The 14,505-nt window shown below is 60.7% G+C and carries 13 protein-coding genes and 3 tRNA genes; 15 read left to right on the top strand and 1 reads right to left on the bottom strand.

All coding sequences use genetic code 11. The features are described 5' to 3' along the window. Positions 1-99 precede the first annotated feature (99 nt). Together PZL22_RS07440 and PZL22_RS07445 are read left to right on the top strand one after the other, a co-directional pair. Positions 100-720 (top strand): FMN-dependent NADH-azoreductase, encoded by a 621-nt coding sequence (locus PZL22_RS07440; protein ID WP_003533096.1) that lies wholly within the window; start codon positions 100-102, stop codon positions 718-720. Between the two features lie 108 nt (positions 721-828). Beyond that, positions 829-1,113, top strand: coding sequence for a hypothetical protein (locus tag PZL22_RS07445; RefSeq protein ID WP_003533097.1), 285 nt, complete (start codon positions 829-831; stop codon positions 1,111-1,113). Here the strand turns inward: PZL22_RS07445 and PZL22_RS07450 are convergent. Beyond that, on the bottom strand, positions 1,103-1,978 hold the full coding sequence (locus tag PZL22_RS07450; protein ID WP_003533098.1) for a TrmH family RNA methyltransferase: 876 nt from the start codon (positions 1,976-1,978) through the stop codon (positions 1,103-1,105). The two genes, PZL22_RS07445 and PZL22_RS07450, sit on opposite strands and share 11 nt — an antisense overlap. 216 nt (positions 1,979-2,194) lie before the next feature. Here PZL22_RS07450 and PZL22_RS07455 point away from each other — a divergent pair. The 13 genes from PZL22_RS07455 (at position 2,195) to rpoB (ending at position 14,342) form a co-directional block, all read left to right on the top strand. Beyond that, positions 2,195-2,279 (top strand) — tRNA-Tyr (locus PZL22_RS07455). A 23-nt stretch (positions 2,280-2,302) separates the two neighbouring features. Beyond that, positions 2,303-2,376, top strand: a tRNA-Gly gene (locus tag PZL22_RS07460). Between the two features lie 262 nt (positions 2,377-2,638). Next, complete coding sequence (tuf, locus tag PZL22_RS07465) at positions 2,639-3,814, top strand: elongation factor Tu (RefSeq protein WP_010969189.1); 1,176 nt, start codon at positions 2,639-2,641, stop codon at positions 3,812-3,814. Positions 3,815-4,161: 347 nt separating this feature from the next. Continuing rightward, on the top strand, positions 4,162-4,827 hold the full coding sequence (locus tag PZL22_RS07470; RefSeq protein ID WP_003536176.1) for a hypothetical protein: 666 nt from the start codon (positions 4,162-4,164) through the stop codon (positions 4,825-4,827). 125 nt (positions 4,828-4,952) lie between these two features. Beyond that, positions 4,953-5,846 carry an NAD-dependent epimerase/dehydratase family protein gene (locus PZL22_RS07475; protein ID WP_003536178.1) on the top strand — a complete coding sequence of 298 codons (894 nt, stop codon included), beginning with the start codon at positions 4,953-4,955 and terminating at the stop codon, positions 5,844-5,846. A gap of 444 nt (positions 5,847-6,290) precedes the next feature. Further along, positions 6,291-6,366: transfer RNA gene (locus tag PZL22_RS07480), tRNA-Trp, on the top strand. Between the two features lie 182 nt (positions 6,367-6,548). Continuing rightward, a complete protein-coding gene (secE, locus tag PZL22_RS07485; RefSeq protein WP_003536180.1) occupies positions 6,549-6,749 on the top strand; it encodes a preprotein translocase subunit SecE in 201 nt (66 codons plus the stop codon). 16 nt (positions 6,750-6,765) lie between these two features. Next, on the top strand, positions 6,766-7,296 hold the full coding sequence (nusG, locus tag PZL22_RS07490; RefSeq protein WP_003536182.1) for a transcription termination/antitermination protein NusG: 531 nt from the start codon (positions 6,766-6,768) through the stop codon (positions 7,294-7,296). 216 nt (positions 7,297-7,512) lie between these two features. Continuing rightward, positions 7,513-7,941 (top strand): 50S ribosomal protein L11, encoded by a 429-nt coding sequence (rplK, locus tag PZL22_RS07495; RefSeq protein WP_003536188.1) that lies wholly within the window; start codon positions 7,513-7,515, stop codon positions 7,939-7,941. A gap of 4 nt (positions 7,942-7,945) precedes the next feature. Continuing rightward, the gene (rplA, locus tag PZL22_RS07500; RefSeq protein WP_003536190.1) at positions 7,946-8,644 is read left to right on the top strand and encodes a 50S ribosomal protein L1; all 699 of its coding nucleotides are present in this window, start codon (positions 7,946-7,948) and stop codon (positions 8,642-8,644) included. A gap of 332 nt (positions 8,645-8,976) precedes the next feature. Next, entirely contained in the window at positions 8,977-9,495 is a 519-nt protein-coding gene (rplJ, locus tag PZL22_RS07505; protein ID WP_003536192.1) for a 50S ribosomal protein L10, read from the top strand. Between the two features lie 58 nt (positions 9,496-9,553). Further along, positions 9,554-9,934, top strand: a complete 381-nt coding sequence (gene rplL / locus PZL22_RS07510; protein WP_003536194.1) for a 50S ribosomal protein L7/L12 — start codon at positions 9,554-9,556, stop codon at positions 9,932-9,934. Positions 9,935-10,199: 265 nt separating this feature from the next. Next, complete coding sequence (rpoB, locus tag PZL22_RS07515; RefSeq protein ID WP_003536195.1) at positions 10,200-14,342, top strand: DNA-directed RNA polymerase subunit beta; 4,143 nt, start codon at positions 10,200-10,202, stop codon at positions 14,340-14,342. The last annotated feature ends 163 nt before the right edge of the window (positions 14,343-14,505 follow it).

Genomic DNA, 14,505 nt, shown 5'->3' on the forward strand with positions numbered 1-14,505 from the left:
TTTCCCTGGGGAAACGGAATGTCAAATATTCGCTGACTTATCGAAGGATTGTTTGCAGATCATATGTGATGCACCGCAACGTAAGCAAAGGTGCTTCCCATGAAAATCCTTCACATCGACTCCGGCATTCTCGGCGAACACTCCGTCTCCCGCCGCCTGACATCGGCAATTGTCTCGCAGCTCAAGGCCGACCGGCCCGATGCGGAGATCACCTATCGGGATCTCGCATCCGAACGCGTTCCGCACCTGACCGGCGCACAGATCATGGCGCCTGCAGATCTCGAAGGTGTCGACGCCGCTTTGGCCGCTGATGTTCGCATCGGCCGCCAGATGCTCGAGGAATTCCTGGCTGCCGACACGGTCGTCGTCGGTGCGCCGATGTACAACTTCTCGATCCCGAGCCAGCTCAAGGCGTGGATCGACCGCTTGGCCGTTGCCGGCAAAACCTTCCGCTACACCGAAGCAGGACCGGAAGGCCTCGCCAAGGGCAAGAAGCTGATCGTCGCCTCCACCCGTGGCGGTCATTATTCGGTCGCCCCGGCTTCCGCCATGGACCACCAGGAAACCTATCTGCGGTCGGTCTTCGGTTTCTTCGGCATAACGGACATCGAGTTCATCCGCGCAGAGGGCCTGAATCTCGGCCCCGACCAGAAGCAGTTCGCCATCGCCGAAGCCGAAAAGACGATTGCCGAGGGCAACGTTCTGAAGCTCGCGAGCTAACCATTCGGCCGGCGCTGTGGCGCCGGTTCGTTGCGGAGGATGCCGGCCGAGCGATCAGCCGGCATTCTCCGTTTCTGATCGGGTCGAAACTGCGCTATTCTGTCGGGCATGAAATGCGTGCGCGCCCTGCGGTTTCTGGCGTTGTCGCTCGCGGCCGTCGCCCTGGTGGCCGGAAGTGTTTCCGCGTCTGCGCCGGGCGGGCGTTGCACCTGCCGACACCGCGACGGAGCGAAATACGAACTCGGGCAGACTGCCTGCATCCGCATCGGCGATATCTCCTATCTCGCGCGCTGCGAAATGAACCTCAACGTCACGACATGGAAAAGATTGCAGGACGGCTGCCCGACGGCGGGGCTCGCCGTGACGATCGTCCCGTCGGCTCCTATCCCTTAAGATGATGTCTCGCCGCGTACATCGCGATGGCGGCGGCATTCGACACGTTCAGCGACTTGATCGCGCCGGGCATGTCGAGCCGGGCGAGCGCCTTGACCGTCTGCCGCGTCTTCTGGCGCAGGCCCTTGCCCTCCGATCCGAGCACGAGCGCGATCTTGTCGCCGGCGAATGTGCCTTCGAGCGGCTGCGGCCCCTCGGAATCGAGGCCGATCGTCATGAAGCCGAGTTCGTGGAGCTCTTCGAGGGTGTCGGCGAGATTGGTGATCTGGATATAAGGAATGAGTTCCAGCGCACCCGAGGCCGATTTCGCCAAAACACCCGATTCGGTCGGACTGTGGCGCATCGTCGTAATGAGTGCGCCTGCGTCGAAGGCGACCGCCGAGCGCATGATCGCTCCGACATTGTGGGGGTCGGTCACCTGATCGAGAACGAGAATCAAGGGGCAGTCGCGAAGAGCCTCGAGCTTGCGGTGCGGCAGAGGCTGCGTCTCCAGCATCACGCCCTGGTGAATGGCATCGGGCCCGAGTATCCGGTCGAGTTCCTGCGGCATTACGGTCTCGGTCGGAAAAGGGAGCGCCGTGAGATCTCCGAGATCCAGGCGTGCGGCGGCGTTCTGCGTGACCGAGAGGCGGATGATGCGGCGTTCCGGATTGTCGAGGGCTGCGCGGACCGTGTGCAGGCCGTAGAGGAGCACCTGGTCCGGGGCGAGTGCCGGCGGCTTCCAGTCGGCGGGGGGCTTTCCGCGCTTGTCCTGACGCGGGGTTGGAATCTCCCCGCGTTCGCGCCTTGCGTCCCGGTGCGCACGGCGGAGATTTGCATAATGGGTGTCTCTGGCGCTCTTGTCGCCGGTCTTGTCCTTGCTCATGCCGGTCTTATAGTGAGCTTCGCCCCGGGTTGAAACTGATTTCGGAAAATCGCCGCTGCGGCCGCCTGTGGAGAAATTCTGAAAATTTGCATTTCGCCGTGTTGACAGGACGAATGCAGGCGGTCATATACCCGGCGCAGATCGAGGGGCGGCGACAAACGGCGCCGGTTCTTACGCGATCTCAAATGCTTGGTCGATTGATCCCGACAGAAAAATGGAGGGATGCCCGAGTGGTTAAAGGGGACGGACTGTAAATCCGTTGGCTCAGCCTACGTTGGTTCAAATCCAACTCCCTCCACCATTCTGCTTCAGGATCGAAGGCCCGCGGGTATAGCTCAATGGTAGAGCAGCAGCCTTCCAAGCTGAATACGCGGGTTCGATTCCCGCTACCCGCTCCAGCTTCTTTTTCAAAGCATAACAAAAATTCCGCTGCACTTTAGGTTTGTGCCGCATGCGCCTGTTTACGTTCTGTTTTCCGGCCTGAGGCGTTGCGCTTTGGGTGCTTCTGCCGCCGCTTGCCGCTGCCTTTCTAAGGAGGCGAGACCTTGCCGTTCCGGCGCACGCAATTAAGTCTTGCGCAAATGCGACGAAACCCTTAAACGGCTCGACAAACCGGCCCCGCCGGCTGATCCATCCGATTTGACCACAGGAAGCGTACCCATGGCAAAGAGCAAATTTGAGCGCAATAAGCCGCACGTCAACATTGGCACGATTGGCCACGTTGACCATGGCAAGACGTCGCTGACGGCAGCGATCACGAAGTATTTCGGCGAGTTCAAGGCGTATGACCAGATCGACGCTGCGCCGGAAGAAAAGGCCCGCGGCATCACCATTTCGACGGCGCACGTCGAATACGAGACGCCGAACCGTCACTATGCGCATGTCGACTGCCCCGGCCACGCCGACTACGTCAAGAACATGATCACCGGTGCGGCGCAGATGGACGGCGCGATCCTGGTTGTTTCGGCCGCTGACGGCCCGATGCCGCAGACGCGCGAACACATCCTGCTGGCCCGCCAGGTCGGCGTTCCGGCGATCGTCGTGTTCCTGAACAAGGTCGACCAGGTCGACGACGCGGAACTGCTCGAGCTCGTCGAGCTGGAAGTGCGCGAACTGCTGTCGTCCTACGAATTCCCGGGCGACGACATTCCGATCGTCAAGGGTTCGGCTCTGGCCGCGCTTGAAGATTCGGACAAGAAGATCGGCGAAGACGCGATCCGCGAGCTGATGGCTGCGGTCGACGCCTACATCCCGACGCCTGAGCGTCCGATCGACCAGCCGTTCCTGATGCCGATCGAAGACGTGTTCTCGATCTCGGGCCGCGGTACGGTCGTGACCGGTCGCGTCGAGCGCGGCATCGTCAAGGTCGGTGAGGAAATCGAGATCGTCGGCATCCGTCCGACGACGAAGACGACCTGCACGGGCGTTGAAATGTTCCGCAAGCTGCTCGACCAGGGCCAGGCCGGCGACAACATCGGCGCGCTGCTTCGCGGTGTCGACCGCAACGGCGTCGAGCGCGGTCAGATTCTGTGCAAGCCGGGTTCGGTCAAGCCGCACCGCAAGTTCAAGGCTGAAGCCTACATCCTGACGAAGGAAGAGGGTGGCCGTCACACGCCGTTCTTCACCAACTACCGTCCGCAGTTCTACTTCCGCACGACGGACGTGACCGGCATCGTGACGCTTCCGGAAGGCACGGAAATGGTCATGCCGGGCGACAACGTCACGGTTGACGTCGAGCTGATCGTGCCGATCGCGATGGAAGAAAAGCTGCGCTTCGCTATCCGCGAAGGCGGCCGCACCGTCGGCGCAGGCATCGTCGCCTCCATCGTCGAGTAATTCCGGTTCGGATCGGACTTCCAACCCCGCGGGCAACCGCGGGGTTTTTTTATGGCGGATTACCAAATCAACGCTTTTTGAAGCGGTGGGGCGATCTCTTTCGCGTGTGATGTCTGCAACAGTGTTTGCATAGTCCCACACGCGACGTCCGATTATCACGGGACCTTGCCGCCGGTCCGTGTTACCTTCCGGTCCTGACGACTTGCGAATGGCAACGGTTGCGGCCTACAGCGCCGCGCGTCTTTGCCAAACGCGCAAAGGTTTCACCGTAGCGCGTTGAAATTGGTGCATGTCTTGTCCTTCGATCGGTTCCGGTCAAAGGACATATGCAGCAGGATCGGAATCCAATGAGAAGACGTATTTCCACGCGGCTTGCCGCGGCTGGCATCGTTTTGATCTGCGTCGGGAAGTCCCCGCAATTCGCCTCGGCCGCCGATGACCGCCCGCTTATCTGGTCGCCCTCCAAGACCGGAGCCAACGCCTACAAATTCCGGTTCGGCGTTCGCCGGACGGGGCGATGGAACACGTCCGCCGGCGCCGAAGTCTCGATGGACGCCACACGCTCGGGCAAGATCAATCCGCCCGGCACGCCGGTCCGCCTCTGGGGAACGGTTTCGCGCGGGAGCGGGCGAGGGGCGGTCACGCGTTCCTCTCAGGTCAGCGTGGATTACAATGCCTTGCGAGGGACCGGCAACTTCGGCGCCGGTACCGCGCGCAGCTGGATCGTCACGCCCACGCTTGATGCGGAGGTCCACAGGAGCATCGCTCTCCAATGCAACGCCTATGAGAACCGGTGCAGCGAACCGAGGCTGACGCAATCCGCCAAGCTCGTGTCTCCCGCAAGCCGAACGTCGCTCACCGTGCAGAGCCAGGTTTCGCGTGACGGCATCAGTGGTGTGAGCCGGATTGGGGTGGAACAGAATTTCGGAAATCTGCGCCTCGGCGCGGCGGTCGCCGATCCGTTGCTGGCGCCGCGGAGCGTGGTCGATGTCCGCTATAGTCTGAAGTGGTGAATCCGGCAGGAACACCCGGTGGCACGCACGATCGATCTTGCGCAAAGGCGCAAAGTACCTAACCTACGGAGCGGCGCATACAGTACAGTCGCTGCAGCACGTCTTCTTCTGCGTGGGGATATATCATGAAAAAGCGAATTCTGTTTACCGGCGGCTCGGGGAAGGCCGGGCGGCACGCCGTGCCCTATCTCGTCGAGGCCGGCTATGACGTGCACAATGTCGATCTCGTGCCGCTCGACAGCCCCGGCGTCACCAATCTGATCGCCGACATCACCGACAGCGGCCAGATGTTCAATGCGCTGTCGATGCACCGGGACTTCCCCGATCTCGACCGCGGCACGCAGCCCTTCGATGCCGTCGTGCATTTCGCGGCCATTCCGCGCATCCTCATCAAGCCCGACAACGAAACCTTCCGGGTCAACGTGATGGGGACCTACAACGTCATCGAGGCGGCGGTGAAGCTCGGCATCCGAAAGATCATCGTCGCTTCCAGCGAGACGACCTATGGCGTCTGCTTTGCGGAGGGGCACCGTGACTTCCATCATTTTCCTCTCGAAGAGGATTACGATGTCGATCCGATGGATTCCTACGGGCTCTCCAAGGTGGTGAACGAGAAGACGGCGAGGGCCTTCGCGGAGCGCTCCGGCTTCGATATTTACGCCTTGCGCATCGGCAACGTGATCGAGCCGCATGAATATGCAGACTTCCCGCATTATTTCGCCCATCCGGAGATCCGCAAAAGGATCGCCTGGAGCTATATCGATGCCCGCGACCTCGGCCAGATCGTGAAGCTCTGCGTTGAGAAGGACGGCCTGGGCTTCGCGATATTCAACGCCGCGAACGACACGGTCTCGGCCAACACGCCTTCGCGCGAATTGGCCAGGCAGTTCTATCCGAATGTTCCCTTCACGCGCGAGATCGGCGAATTCGAAGGGCTGCTTTCCAATCGCAAGATCCGCGAGGTCCTTGGTTTCAAGGAAGAGCATGATTGGCGTAAATATGTGCGGCTGAACGACTAGGGTATGTTGAGATTCATCTTGAGTTTATGACGGCTGCTGCGAGATGGATAATGGCGTTGGCGCTCTAGTGGGTTTTGTCGCCTGCAATCTCTCCTCATCTCTGTGCTTGTCACAGAGATGAGAGCAGCGCCGCGTCTGCGGCGCGGGAAGCGTTCTTTCAGCCCAAGGACTTGGTCTGGCTGGATCCCTGTGACGAGCACAGGGATGAGGATTTTAGGTCGGGTCGACTCAAAATCATGAAGGTGATCGATTCTGTTACGTTGAGACGCGGGTGCAGCGGAAAACCGCACACACTCTGCGTCGCTGCCGCCGATCGAGCGTCCGCTGAAATTTTGTCGAATCTTTTTTGGCTTTTGCTGCGAATGCGCTTGAAAGCGTCCGGCAAACTGAATATTAAGCCGCTGACTTGGGACGCAGCCGGTTCGGGTTGCGTCGCGGCACCGTAGGGGTATAGCTCAGTTGGTAGAGCGGCGGTCTCCAAAACCGCAGGTCGGGGGTTCGAGCCCCTCTGCCCCTGCCATTCTCCCGATCCTGCCGTGTTGGGATGCGTGGGAAGGCGGCACGGCCGTCTTTGTATATTCACAAAAAAGGCTGATTGGCTCTTGTGGTTTTCGCAATCGGTCTTTATGTAGGGTCCAAACAGACACGCGGTGCGTGGGGCTGACACGTCGGCTTTACGCGCCGTAATGGCGTGAGCATTATATGGCATCCAAAACAAATCCATTTGCGTTTCTGCAGCAGGTGCGCGCTGAAACGTCGAAAGTGACTTGGCCTTCACGGCGCGAGACGACGATCTCGACGCTGATGGTTTTCGTCATGGTCTCTTTTGCCGCCGCCTTTTTCTTTGGTGCGGACCAGTTGCTGGGTTGGGTGATGAGCCTGATCCTCAACGTTGGCGCTTGATTGGGTGGAGAGTAGCATGGCTGCGCGCTGGTATATTGTTCACGCCTATTCGAATTTTGAAAAGAAGGTCGCCGAATCGATCGAGGAGAAGGCCAAGCAGAAGGGTCTCACACATCTGTTCGAGAAGATTCTCGTGCCGACCGAGAAGGTGGTCGAGGTCCGTCGCGGACGAAAAGTCGATGCGGAGCGGAAGTTCTTTCCGGGTTATGTTCTCGTTCGCGCCGATCTGACCGACGAGGCCTATCACCTTATCAAGAACACGCCGAAAGTGACGGGTTTCCTTGGTACGGACAGCAAGCCGGTGCCGATTCCTGATCATGAGGCCGATCGCATTCTCGGTCAGGTGCAGGACGGCGTCGAGCGCCCGAAGCCTTCGGTCTCGTTCGAGATCGGCGAGCAGGTCCGCGTTTCCGACGGCCCCTTCGCATCGTTCAACGGCACCGTTCAGGATGTCGATGAAGAGCGGTCGCGCTTGAAGGTCGAGGTGTCGATCTTTGGCCGCGCGACGCCTGTCGAGCTGGAATACGGCCAGGTCGAAAAGGTCTGATAGAGCGTAAGCCAATAGGAATGGGCAGGTCGATTCATCGGCCTGTTCGGCGGAGCGATCCGCATCGCGTGGGAGGTTTCCGACCTTAAGCCGGGTCGGTTCATCCGCACCACGCAACCGCAGCCGCCGATCGATCGATCGGCAAATGGCCGGGCAACCGGCTGATGAGCTCCCTTTTCGGCCTCGCCGCAAAGGAGCAGTGAAAGGCAGAGAGAAATGGCTAAGAAAGTTGCAGGCCAGCTCAAGCTGCAGGTAAAGGCCGGCTCGGCGAATCCGTCGCCGCCGATCGGTCCTGCGCTTGGTCAGCGTGGCATTAACATCATGGAATTCTGCAAGGCGTTCAACGCCGCCACGCAGGAAATGGAAAAGGGTATGCCGATCCCGGTCGTCATCACCTATTACCAGGACAAGTCCTTCACATTCGTCATGAAGCAGCCGCCGGTCAGCTACTTCCTGAAGCGCGAAGCGAAGGTCCAGGCGGGCTCCAAGACCCCGGGCAAGGCCAAGGCCGGCTCGATCTCCAAGGCTCAGATCCGCACGATCGCAGAGGCCAAGATGAAGGACCTCAACGCGGCCGATATCGATGGCGCAATGGCGATGGTTGAGGGCTCGGCCCGCTCCATGGGCCTGGAAGTGACGGGCTAAGACCATGGCGAAGATTGCAAAGCGTGTACAGAAGTCCCGCGAGGGCGTCGATCCGACGAAGCTCTATGGCCTCACCGAAGCCGTAACGCTGGTCAAGGAGCGTGCGACGGCCAAGTTCGACGAAACGATCGAAGTCGCGATGAACCTCGGCGTCGATCCGCGCCATGCCGACCAGATGGTCCGCGGCGTGGTCAATCTGCCGAACGGCACCGGCCGGTCGGTTCGCGTCGCCGTTTTCGCCCGTGGCGCGAAGGCTGACGAAGCCAAGGCTGCCGGCGCCGACGTCGTCGGTGCGGAAGAGCTCGTCGAAATCGTCCAGGGCGGCAAGATCGACTTCGATCGCTGCATTGCGACCCCCGACATGATGCCGCTCGTCGGCCGTCTCGGTAAGGTTCTCGGCCCCCGTGGCATGATGCCGAACCCGAAGGTCGGCACCGTCACCATGGACGTCACCGGAGCCGTGAAGGCTTCGAAGGGCGGCGCGGTCGAGTTCCGCGTGGAGAAGGCAGGTATCGTTCACGCCGGCATCGGCAAGGCTTCTTTCGACGCCAAGGCGCTCGAAGAGAACATCCGTGCCTTCGCAGATGCCGTGATCAAGGCAAAGCCGACCGGCGCCAAGGGCAACTACGTCAAGCGCGTAGCTGTTTCTTCGACGATGGGCCCCGGCCTCAAGGTCGACCCGGCAACGATCAGCGCTGCCTGATAGATAGTTTGACGGGCTTCGGCCCGTAACCAGATTTCCGGCCTTTCGGGGCCGGAAATTCCGGGCCTACCGCCCGGAACTCCTGTCCGAGATTGCGGGTGGTTTTACCTTAATCACCTGGCCCGCATGAGACGGGTAAGATCTGAATTTCACGAAGACGCGGACGCGTCGGAATTCGGTTCGAACCTCGCTTGCCTTGTGTCAGACCCGGCTCCCCGGGAACGCCAAGGGACAGGATCCTCAAGCGTTGCTTGGGATCGAGAATGATCCCGGGTGACAAAGGCAAACCCGGCAGGGCTGCGATGAGCAACCCTGCCAACTGGAGACAGACAGTGGAAAGAGCGGAAAAACGCGAATTCGTCACGGAGCTGAACGAAGTCTTCAAGGCTTCCGGTTCGGTTGTCGTGGCCCACTATGCTGGTGTCACAGTTGCGCAGATGAACGACTTCCGTTCGAAGATGCGCGCTGCTGGCGGCACCGTCAGAGTCGCGAAAAACCGCCTGGCCAAGATCGCTCTTCAGGGCACGGAGTCTGAAGGGATGACCGATCTCTTCAAGGGGCAGACGCTGATCGCTTTCAGCGAAGACCCCGTAACGGCTCCGAAGGTCGTCATGGATTTCGCAAAGACCAACGACAAGCTCGTTGTTCTGGGCGGCGCCATGGGGGCAACCACGCTCAACGCCGAAGGTGTCAAGTCGCTTGCGACCCTGCCTTCGCTCGACGAGCTGCGCGCGAAGCTGCTGGGCCTCATCAACGCCCCGGCAACCCGCGTCGCGACGGTTGTCGCAGCACCGGCAAGCCAGCTTGCCCGCGTGTTCTCGGCCTATGCCAAGAAGGACGAAGCCGCCTGAGGCGGAATTTCGCTGTTGTATTTAAAACCAGTTCGAACCGAACAAAAGGAAAAGTAAAATGGCTGATCTCGCAAAGATCGTTGAAGACCTCTCCTCGCTGACCGTCCTGGAAGCTGCTGAGCTTTCCAAGCTTCTCGAAGAAAAGTGGGGCGTTTCCGCCGCTGCTCCGGTAGCCGTTGCTGCTGCCGGTGGTGCTGCTGGCGCTGCTGCTCCGGTCGAAGAAGAAAAGACCGAGTTCGATGTCATCCTGACGGATGCCGGCGCGAACAAGATCAACGTCATCAAGGAAGTCCGCGCTATCACCGGTCTCGGCCTCAAGGAAGCCAAGGACCTCGTCGAAGGCGCTCCGAAGGCTGTCAAGGAAGCCGTTTCCAAGGCTGAAGCTGCTGACCTCAAGAAGAAGCTCGAAGACGCTGGCGCGAAGGTCGACGTCAAGTAATTCGACGAAATGCGAAAGGGAGGTGGCCCTCGTGGCCGCCTCTCTTTGACCGTTTTTAGAACATATTACCCAAAAGCCTGTCGAAAACGGCTTTTGGGTAATGGGTTCTTCAAGAGGATGGTCCCGATCGAAGGACAGCACAGCATTCCGCGCTGGCGTCTTTCGAATGCTGGACGAGATTGAACTACCCATTGATTGACGGGGTCGACTGGCCATCGGTTCCCGTCCGTTGCAGGCCCGGATGCAAGATTGACAAGGAGCGACGATGGCTCAGACCCTTTCGTTTAACGGTCGTAGGCGCGTACGCAAGTTTTTTGGTAAAATTCCCGAAGTCGCGGAGATGCCGAACCTCATCGAGGTTCAGAAGGCGTCTTACGACCAGTTCCTCATGGTGGACGAGCCCCAAGGCGGACGGCCGGATGAGGGGCTTCAAGCCGTTTTCAAATCGGTATTTCCGATCAAGGATTTCTCCGGCGCTTCGATGCTCGAGTTCGTTTCCTACGAATTCGAGGCACCGAAGTTCGACGTCGAGGAGTGCCGTCAGCGCGACCTGACCTATGCGGCGCCGCTCAAGGTGACGCTGCGGCTGATCGTGTTCGATATCGACGAGGACACCGGCGCCAAGTCCATCAAGGATATCAAGGAACAGAACGTCTACATGGGCGACATGCCGCTCATGACGGACAACGGTACCTTCATCGTCAACGGCACGGAGCGCGTCATCGTCTCGCAGATGCACCGGTCGCCGGGTGTCTTCTTCGACCATGACAAGGGCAAGAGCCACTCGTCCGGCAAGCTGCTCTTCGCCGCGCGCGTGATCCCCTATCGCGGTTCGTGGCTCGACATCGAGTTCGACGCGAAGGACATCGTCCATGCGCGTATCGACCGCCGCCGCAAGATTCCGGTGACGTCGCTTCTGATGGCGCTCGGAATGGACGGCGAAGAAATCCTCGACACCTTCTACACGAAGTCGCTCTACCAGCGCGACGGCGAGGGCTGGCGCGTGCCGTTCCAGCCGGATGCGCTGAAGGGCCAGAAGACACTGGCAGACATGATCGACGCCGATACCGGCGAGGTCGTTGTCGAGAGCGGCAAGAAGCTGACGCCGCGCCTGCTCCGGCAGTTGCAGGAAAAGGGCCTGAAGGCGCTCAAGGCGACCGACGACGATCTCTACGGCAACTATCTCGCCGAGGACGTCGTCAACTTCGAGACCGGCGAGATCTATCTCGAGGCCGGTGACGAGATCGACGAGAAGACGCTTCCGGTCATTCTTTCCGCCGGCTTCGATGAGATCCCGGTGCTCGACATCGACCACATCAATATCGGCGCCTATATCCGCAACACGCTTTCGGCCGACAAGAACGAGAACCGTCAGGACGCGCTGTTCGACATCTACCGCGTCATGCGTCCGGGTGAGCCGCCGACCATGGATTCGGCCGAAGCCATGTTCAATGCGCTCTTCTTCGATGCCGAGCGCTACGATCTCTCGGCCGTCGGCCGCGTGAAGATGAACATGCGCCTCGATCTGGACGTTCCGGACACGGTTCGCACGCTGCGCAAGGAAGACATCCTGGCCGTGGTCAAGATGCTCGTGGAACTGCGTGACGGCAAGGGCGAGATCGACGACATCGACAACCTCGGCAACCGCCGCGTCCGCTCGGTCGGCGAATTGATGGAGAACCAGTACCGTCTGGGTCTCCTGCGTATGGAACGTGCGATCAAGGAGCGCATGTCCTCGATCGAGATCGACACCGTGATGCCGCAGGACCTGATCAACGCGAAGCCGGCTGCCGCAGCCGTTCGCGAATTCTTCGGTTCCTCGCAGCTCTCGCAGTTCATGGACCAGGTGAACCCGCTTTCGGAAATCACCCACAAGCGCCGCCTTTCGGCACTGGGTCCGGGCGGTCTGACCCGCGAACGTGCCGGCTTCGAAGTGCGCGACGTGCATCCGACGCATTACGGCCGTATCTGCCCGATCGAAACGCCGGAAGGCCCCAACATCGGTCTGATCAACTCGCTTGCGACCTTCGCCCGCGTCAACAAGTACGGCTTCATCGAGAGCCCGTACCGCAAGATCGTCGACGGCAAGGTGACGAACGACGTCGTCTATCTGTCGGCGATGGAAGAAGCGAAGTATCACGTTGCACAGGCAAACTCGGTGCTGGATGACGACGGCTCCTTCTCTGAAGAATTCGTCGTTTGCCGCCACGCCGGCGAAGTCATGCTGGCGCCGCGCGACAACATCAACCTGATGGACGTTTCGCCGAAGCAGCTCGTCTCGGTCGCGGCCGCGCTCATTCCGTTCCTCGAGAACGATGACGCCAACCGCGCGCTGATGGGCTCGAACATGCAGCGTCAGGCCGTGCCGCTGCTGCGTGCGGAAGCTCCCTTCGTCGGCACCGGCATGGAGCCGGTCGTCGCGCGTGACTCCGGTGCTGCGATCGCTGCCCGCCGCGGCGGTATCGTCGACCAGGTGGACGCGACCCGTATCGTTATCCGCGCCACCGAAGACCTGGATCCGTCCAAGTCGGGCGTCGATATCTACCGCCTGCAGAAGTTCCAGCGTTCCAACCAGAACACCTGCGTCAACCAGCGCCCGCTGGTCACCGTCGGTGACGTGATCAACAAGGGCGATATCATCGCGGACGGTCCGTCGACCGACCTCGGCGATCTGGCGCTCGGCCGCAACGCCCTCGTCGCGTTCATGCCCTGGAACGGCTACAACTACGAAGACTCGATCCTGCTCTCCGAGCGGATCGTGCGTGACGACGTCTTCACCTCGATCCACATCGAGGAATTCGAAGTGATGGCGCGCGACACCAAGCTTGGTCCGGAAGAAATCACCCGCGACATTCCGAACGTTTCGGAAGAAGCGCTGAAAAACCTGGACGAAGCCGGTATCGTGTACATCGGCGCCGAAGTTCAGCCGGGCGACATCCTCGTCGGCAAGATCACGCCGAAGGGCGAGAGCCCGATGACGCCGGAAGAAAAGCTTCTGCGCGCCATCTTCGGCGAGAAGGCGTCGGACGTTCGCGACACGTCGATGCGCATGCCCCCGGGCACCTTCGGCACGGTCGTCGAAGTGCGCGTCTTCAACCGCCATGGCGTCGAGAAGGACGAGCGCGCGATGGCGATCGAGCGCGAGGAAATCGAGCGTCTCGCGAAGGACCGCGACGACGAGCAGGCGATCCTCGACCGCAACGTCTATGCGCGTCTGGTCGACATGCTTCGCGGCCACGTCGCCGTTGCCGGTCCGAAGGGCTTCAAGAAGGGCACCGAGCTCTCCAACGTCGTCATCAGTGAATATCCCCGCTCGCAGTGGTGGATGTTCGCTATCGAGGACGAGAAGGCTCAGGGCGAGATCGAAGCGCTTCGCGCGCAGTACGACGAATCCAAGTCGCGCCTTGAACAGCGCTTCATGGATAAGGTCGAGAAGGTTCAGCGCGGCGATGAGATGCCTCCGGGCGTCATGAAGATGGTCAAGGTCTTCGTCGCCGTGAAGCGCAAGATCCAGCCGGGCGACAAGATGGCCGGCCGTCACGGCAACAAGGGTGTCGTGTCGCGGATCGTGCCGATCGAAGACATGCCGTTCCTGGAAGACGGTACGCATGTCGACGTGGTTCTGAACCCGCTCGGCGTGCCGTCGCGCATGAATGTCGGTCAGATCCTCGAGACCCATCTCGGTTGGGCTTGCGCCGGCATGGGCAAGAAGATCGGAGCGATGCTCGATGCATACAAGGCGGGCGCTGATATCCAGCCGCTGCGCGATACCATCGACAGCGTCATCGGATCTGGCCCGAAGGGCGAGCCGATCAAGCAGTACGACGATGAATCGATCGTCCGGCTTGCCGAGCAGACCCGCCGCGGCGTTTCGATCGCGACACCGGTCTTCGACGGTGCCGTCGAAGCGGACGTCAACGAGATGCTGGAGCAGGCTGGCCTGAAGGTAACCGGTCAGTCGACGCTCTATGACGGCCGTACCGGCGAGACTTTCGACCGTCAGGTGACCGTGGGCTACATCTACATGCTGAAGCTCAACCACCTGGTCGACGACAAGATCCACGCCCGTTCGATCGGTCCTTACTCGCTCGTTACCCAGCAGCCGCTGGGCGGCAAGGCGCAGTTCGGCGGTCAGCGCTTCGGCGAAATGGAGGTCTGGGCTCTGGAAGCCTATGGTGCCGCCTACACGCTGCAGGAAATGCTGACGGTCAAGTCGGACGACGTGGCCGGCCGCACCAAGGTCTACGAGGCGATTGTCCGCGGCGACGATACCTTCGAAGCGGGCATTCCGGAGAGCTTCAACGTTCTCGTCAAGGAAATGCGCTCGTTGGGCCTTTCGGTCGAGCTGGAGAACTCCAAGGTCGACGACGTCGGTAGCACGGCGCAGCTGCCGGACGCGGCCGAATAAGAGTCATCAGGTGCGTGCCGCTAAGCGGCGCGCACCGTTTCCGCCGTCGGGCACCTGATTGTCCGCGGCAGGAACAGGGCCGCACCCGATGCGGTTTTAGCTGTTTATGGGGCAGGGGCCGGCGCCCGGGATTTGCCGGCACCCTCGCCAAGCTCAGGGCTTA

The organism is Ensifer meliloti, from assembly GCF_030064585.1.
Lineage (GTDB): Bacteria > Pseudomonadota > Alphaproteobacteria > Rhizobiales > Rhizobiaceae > Sinorhizobium > Sinorhizobium meliloti.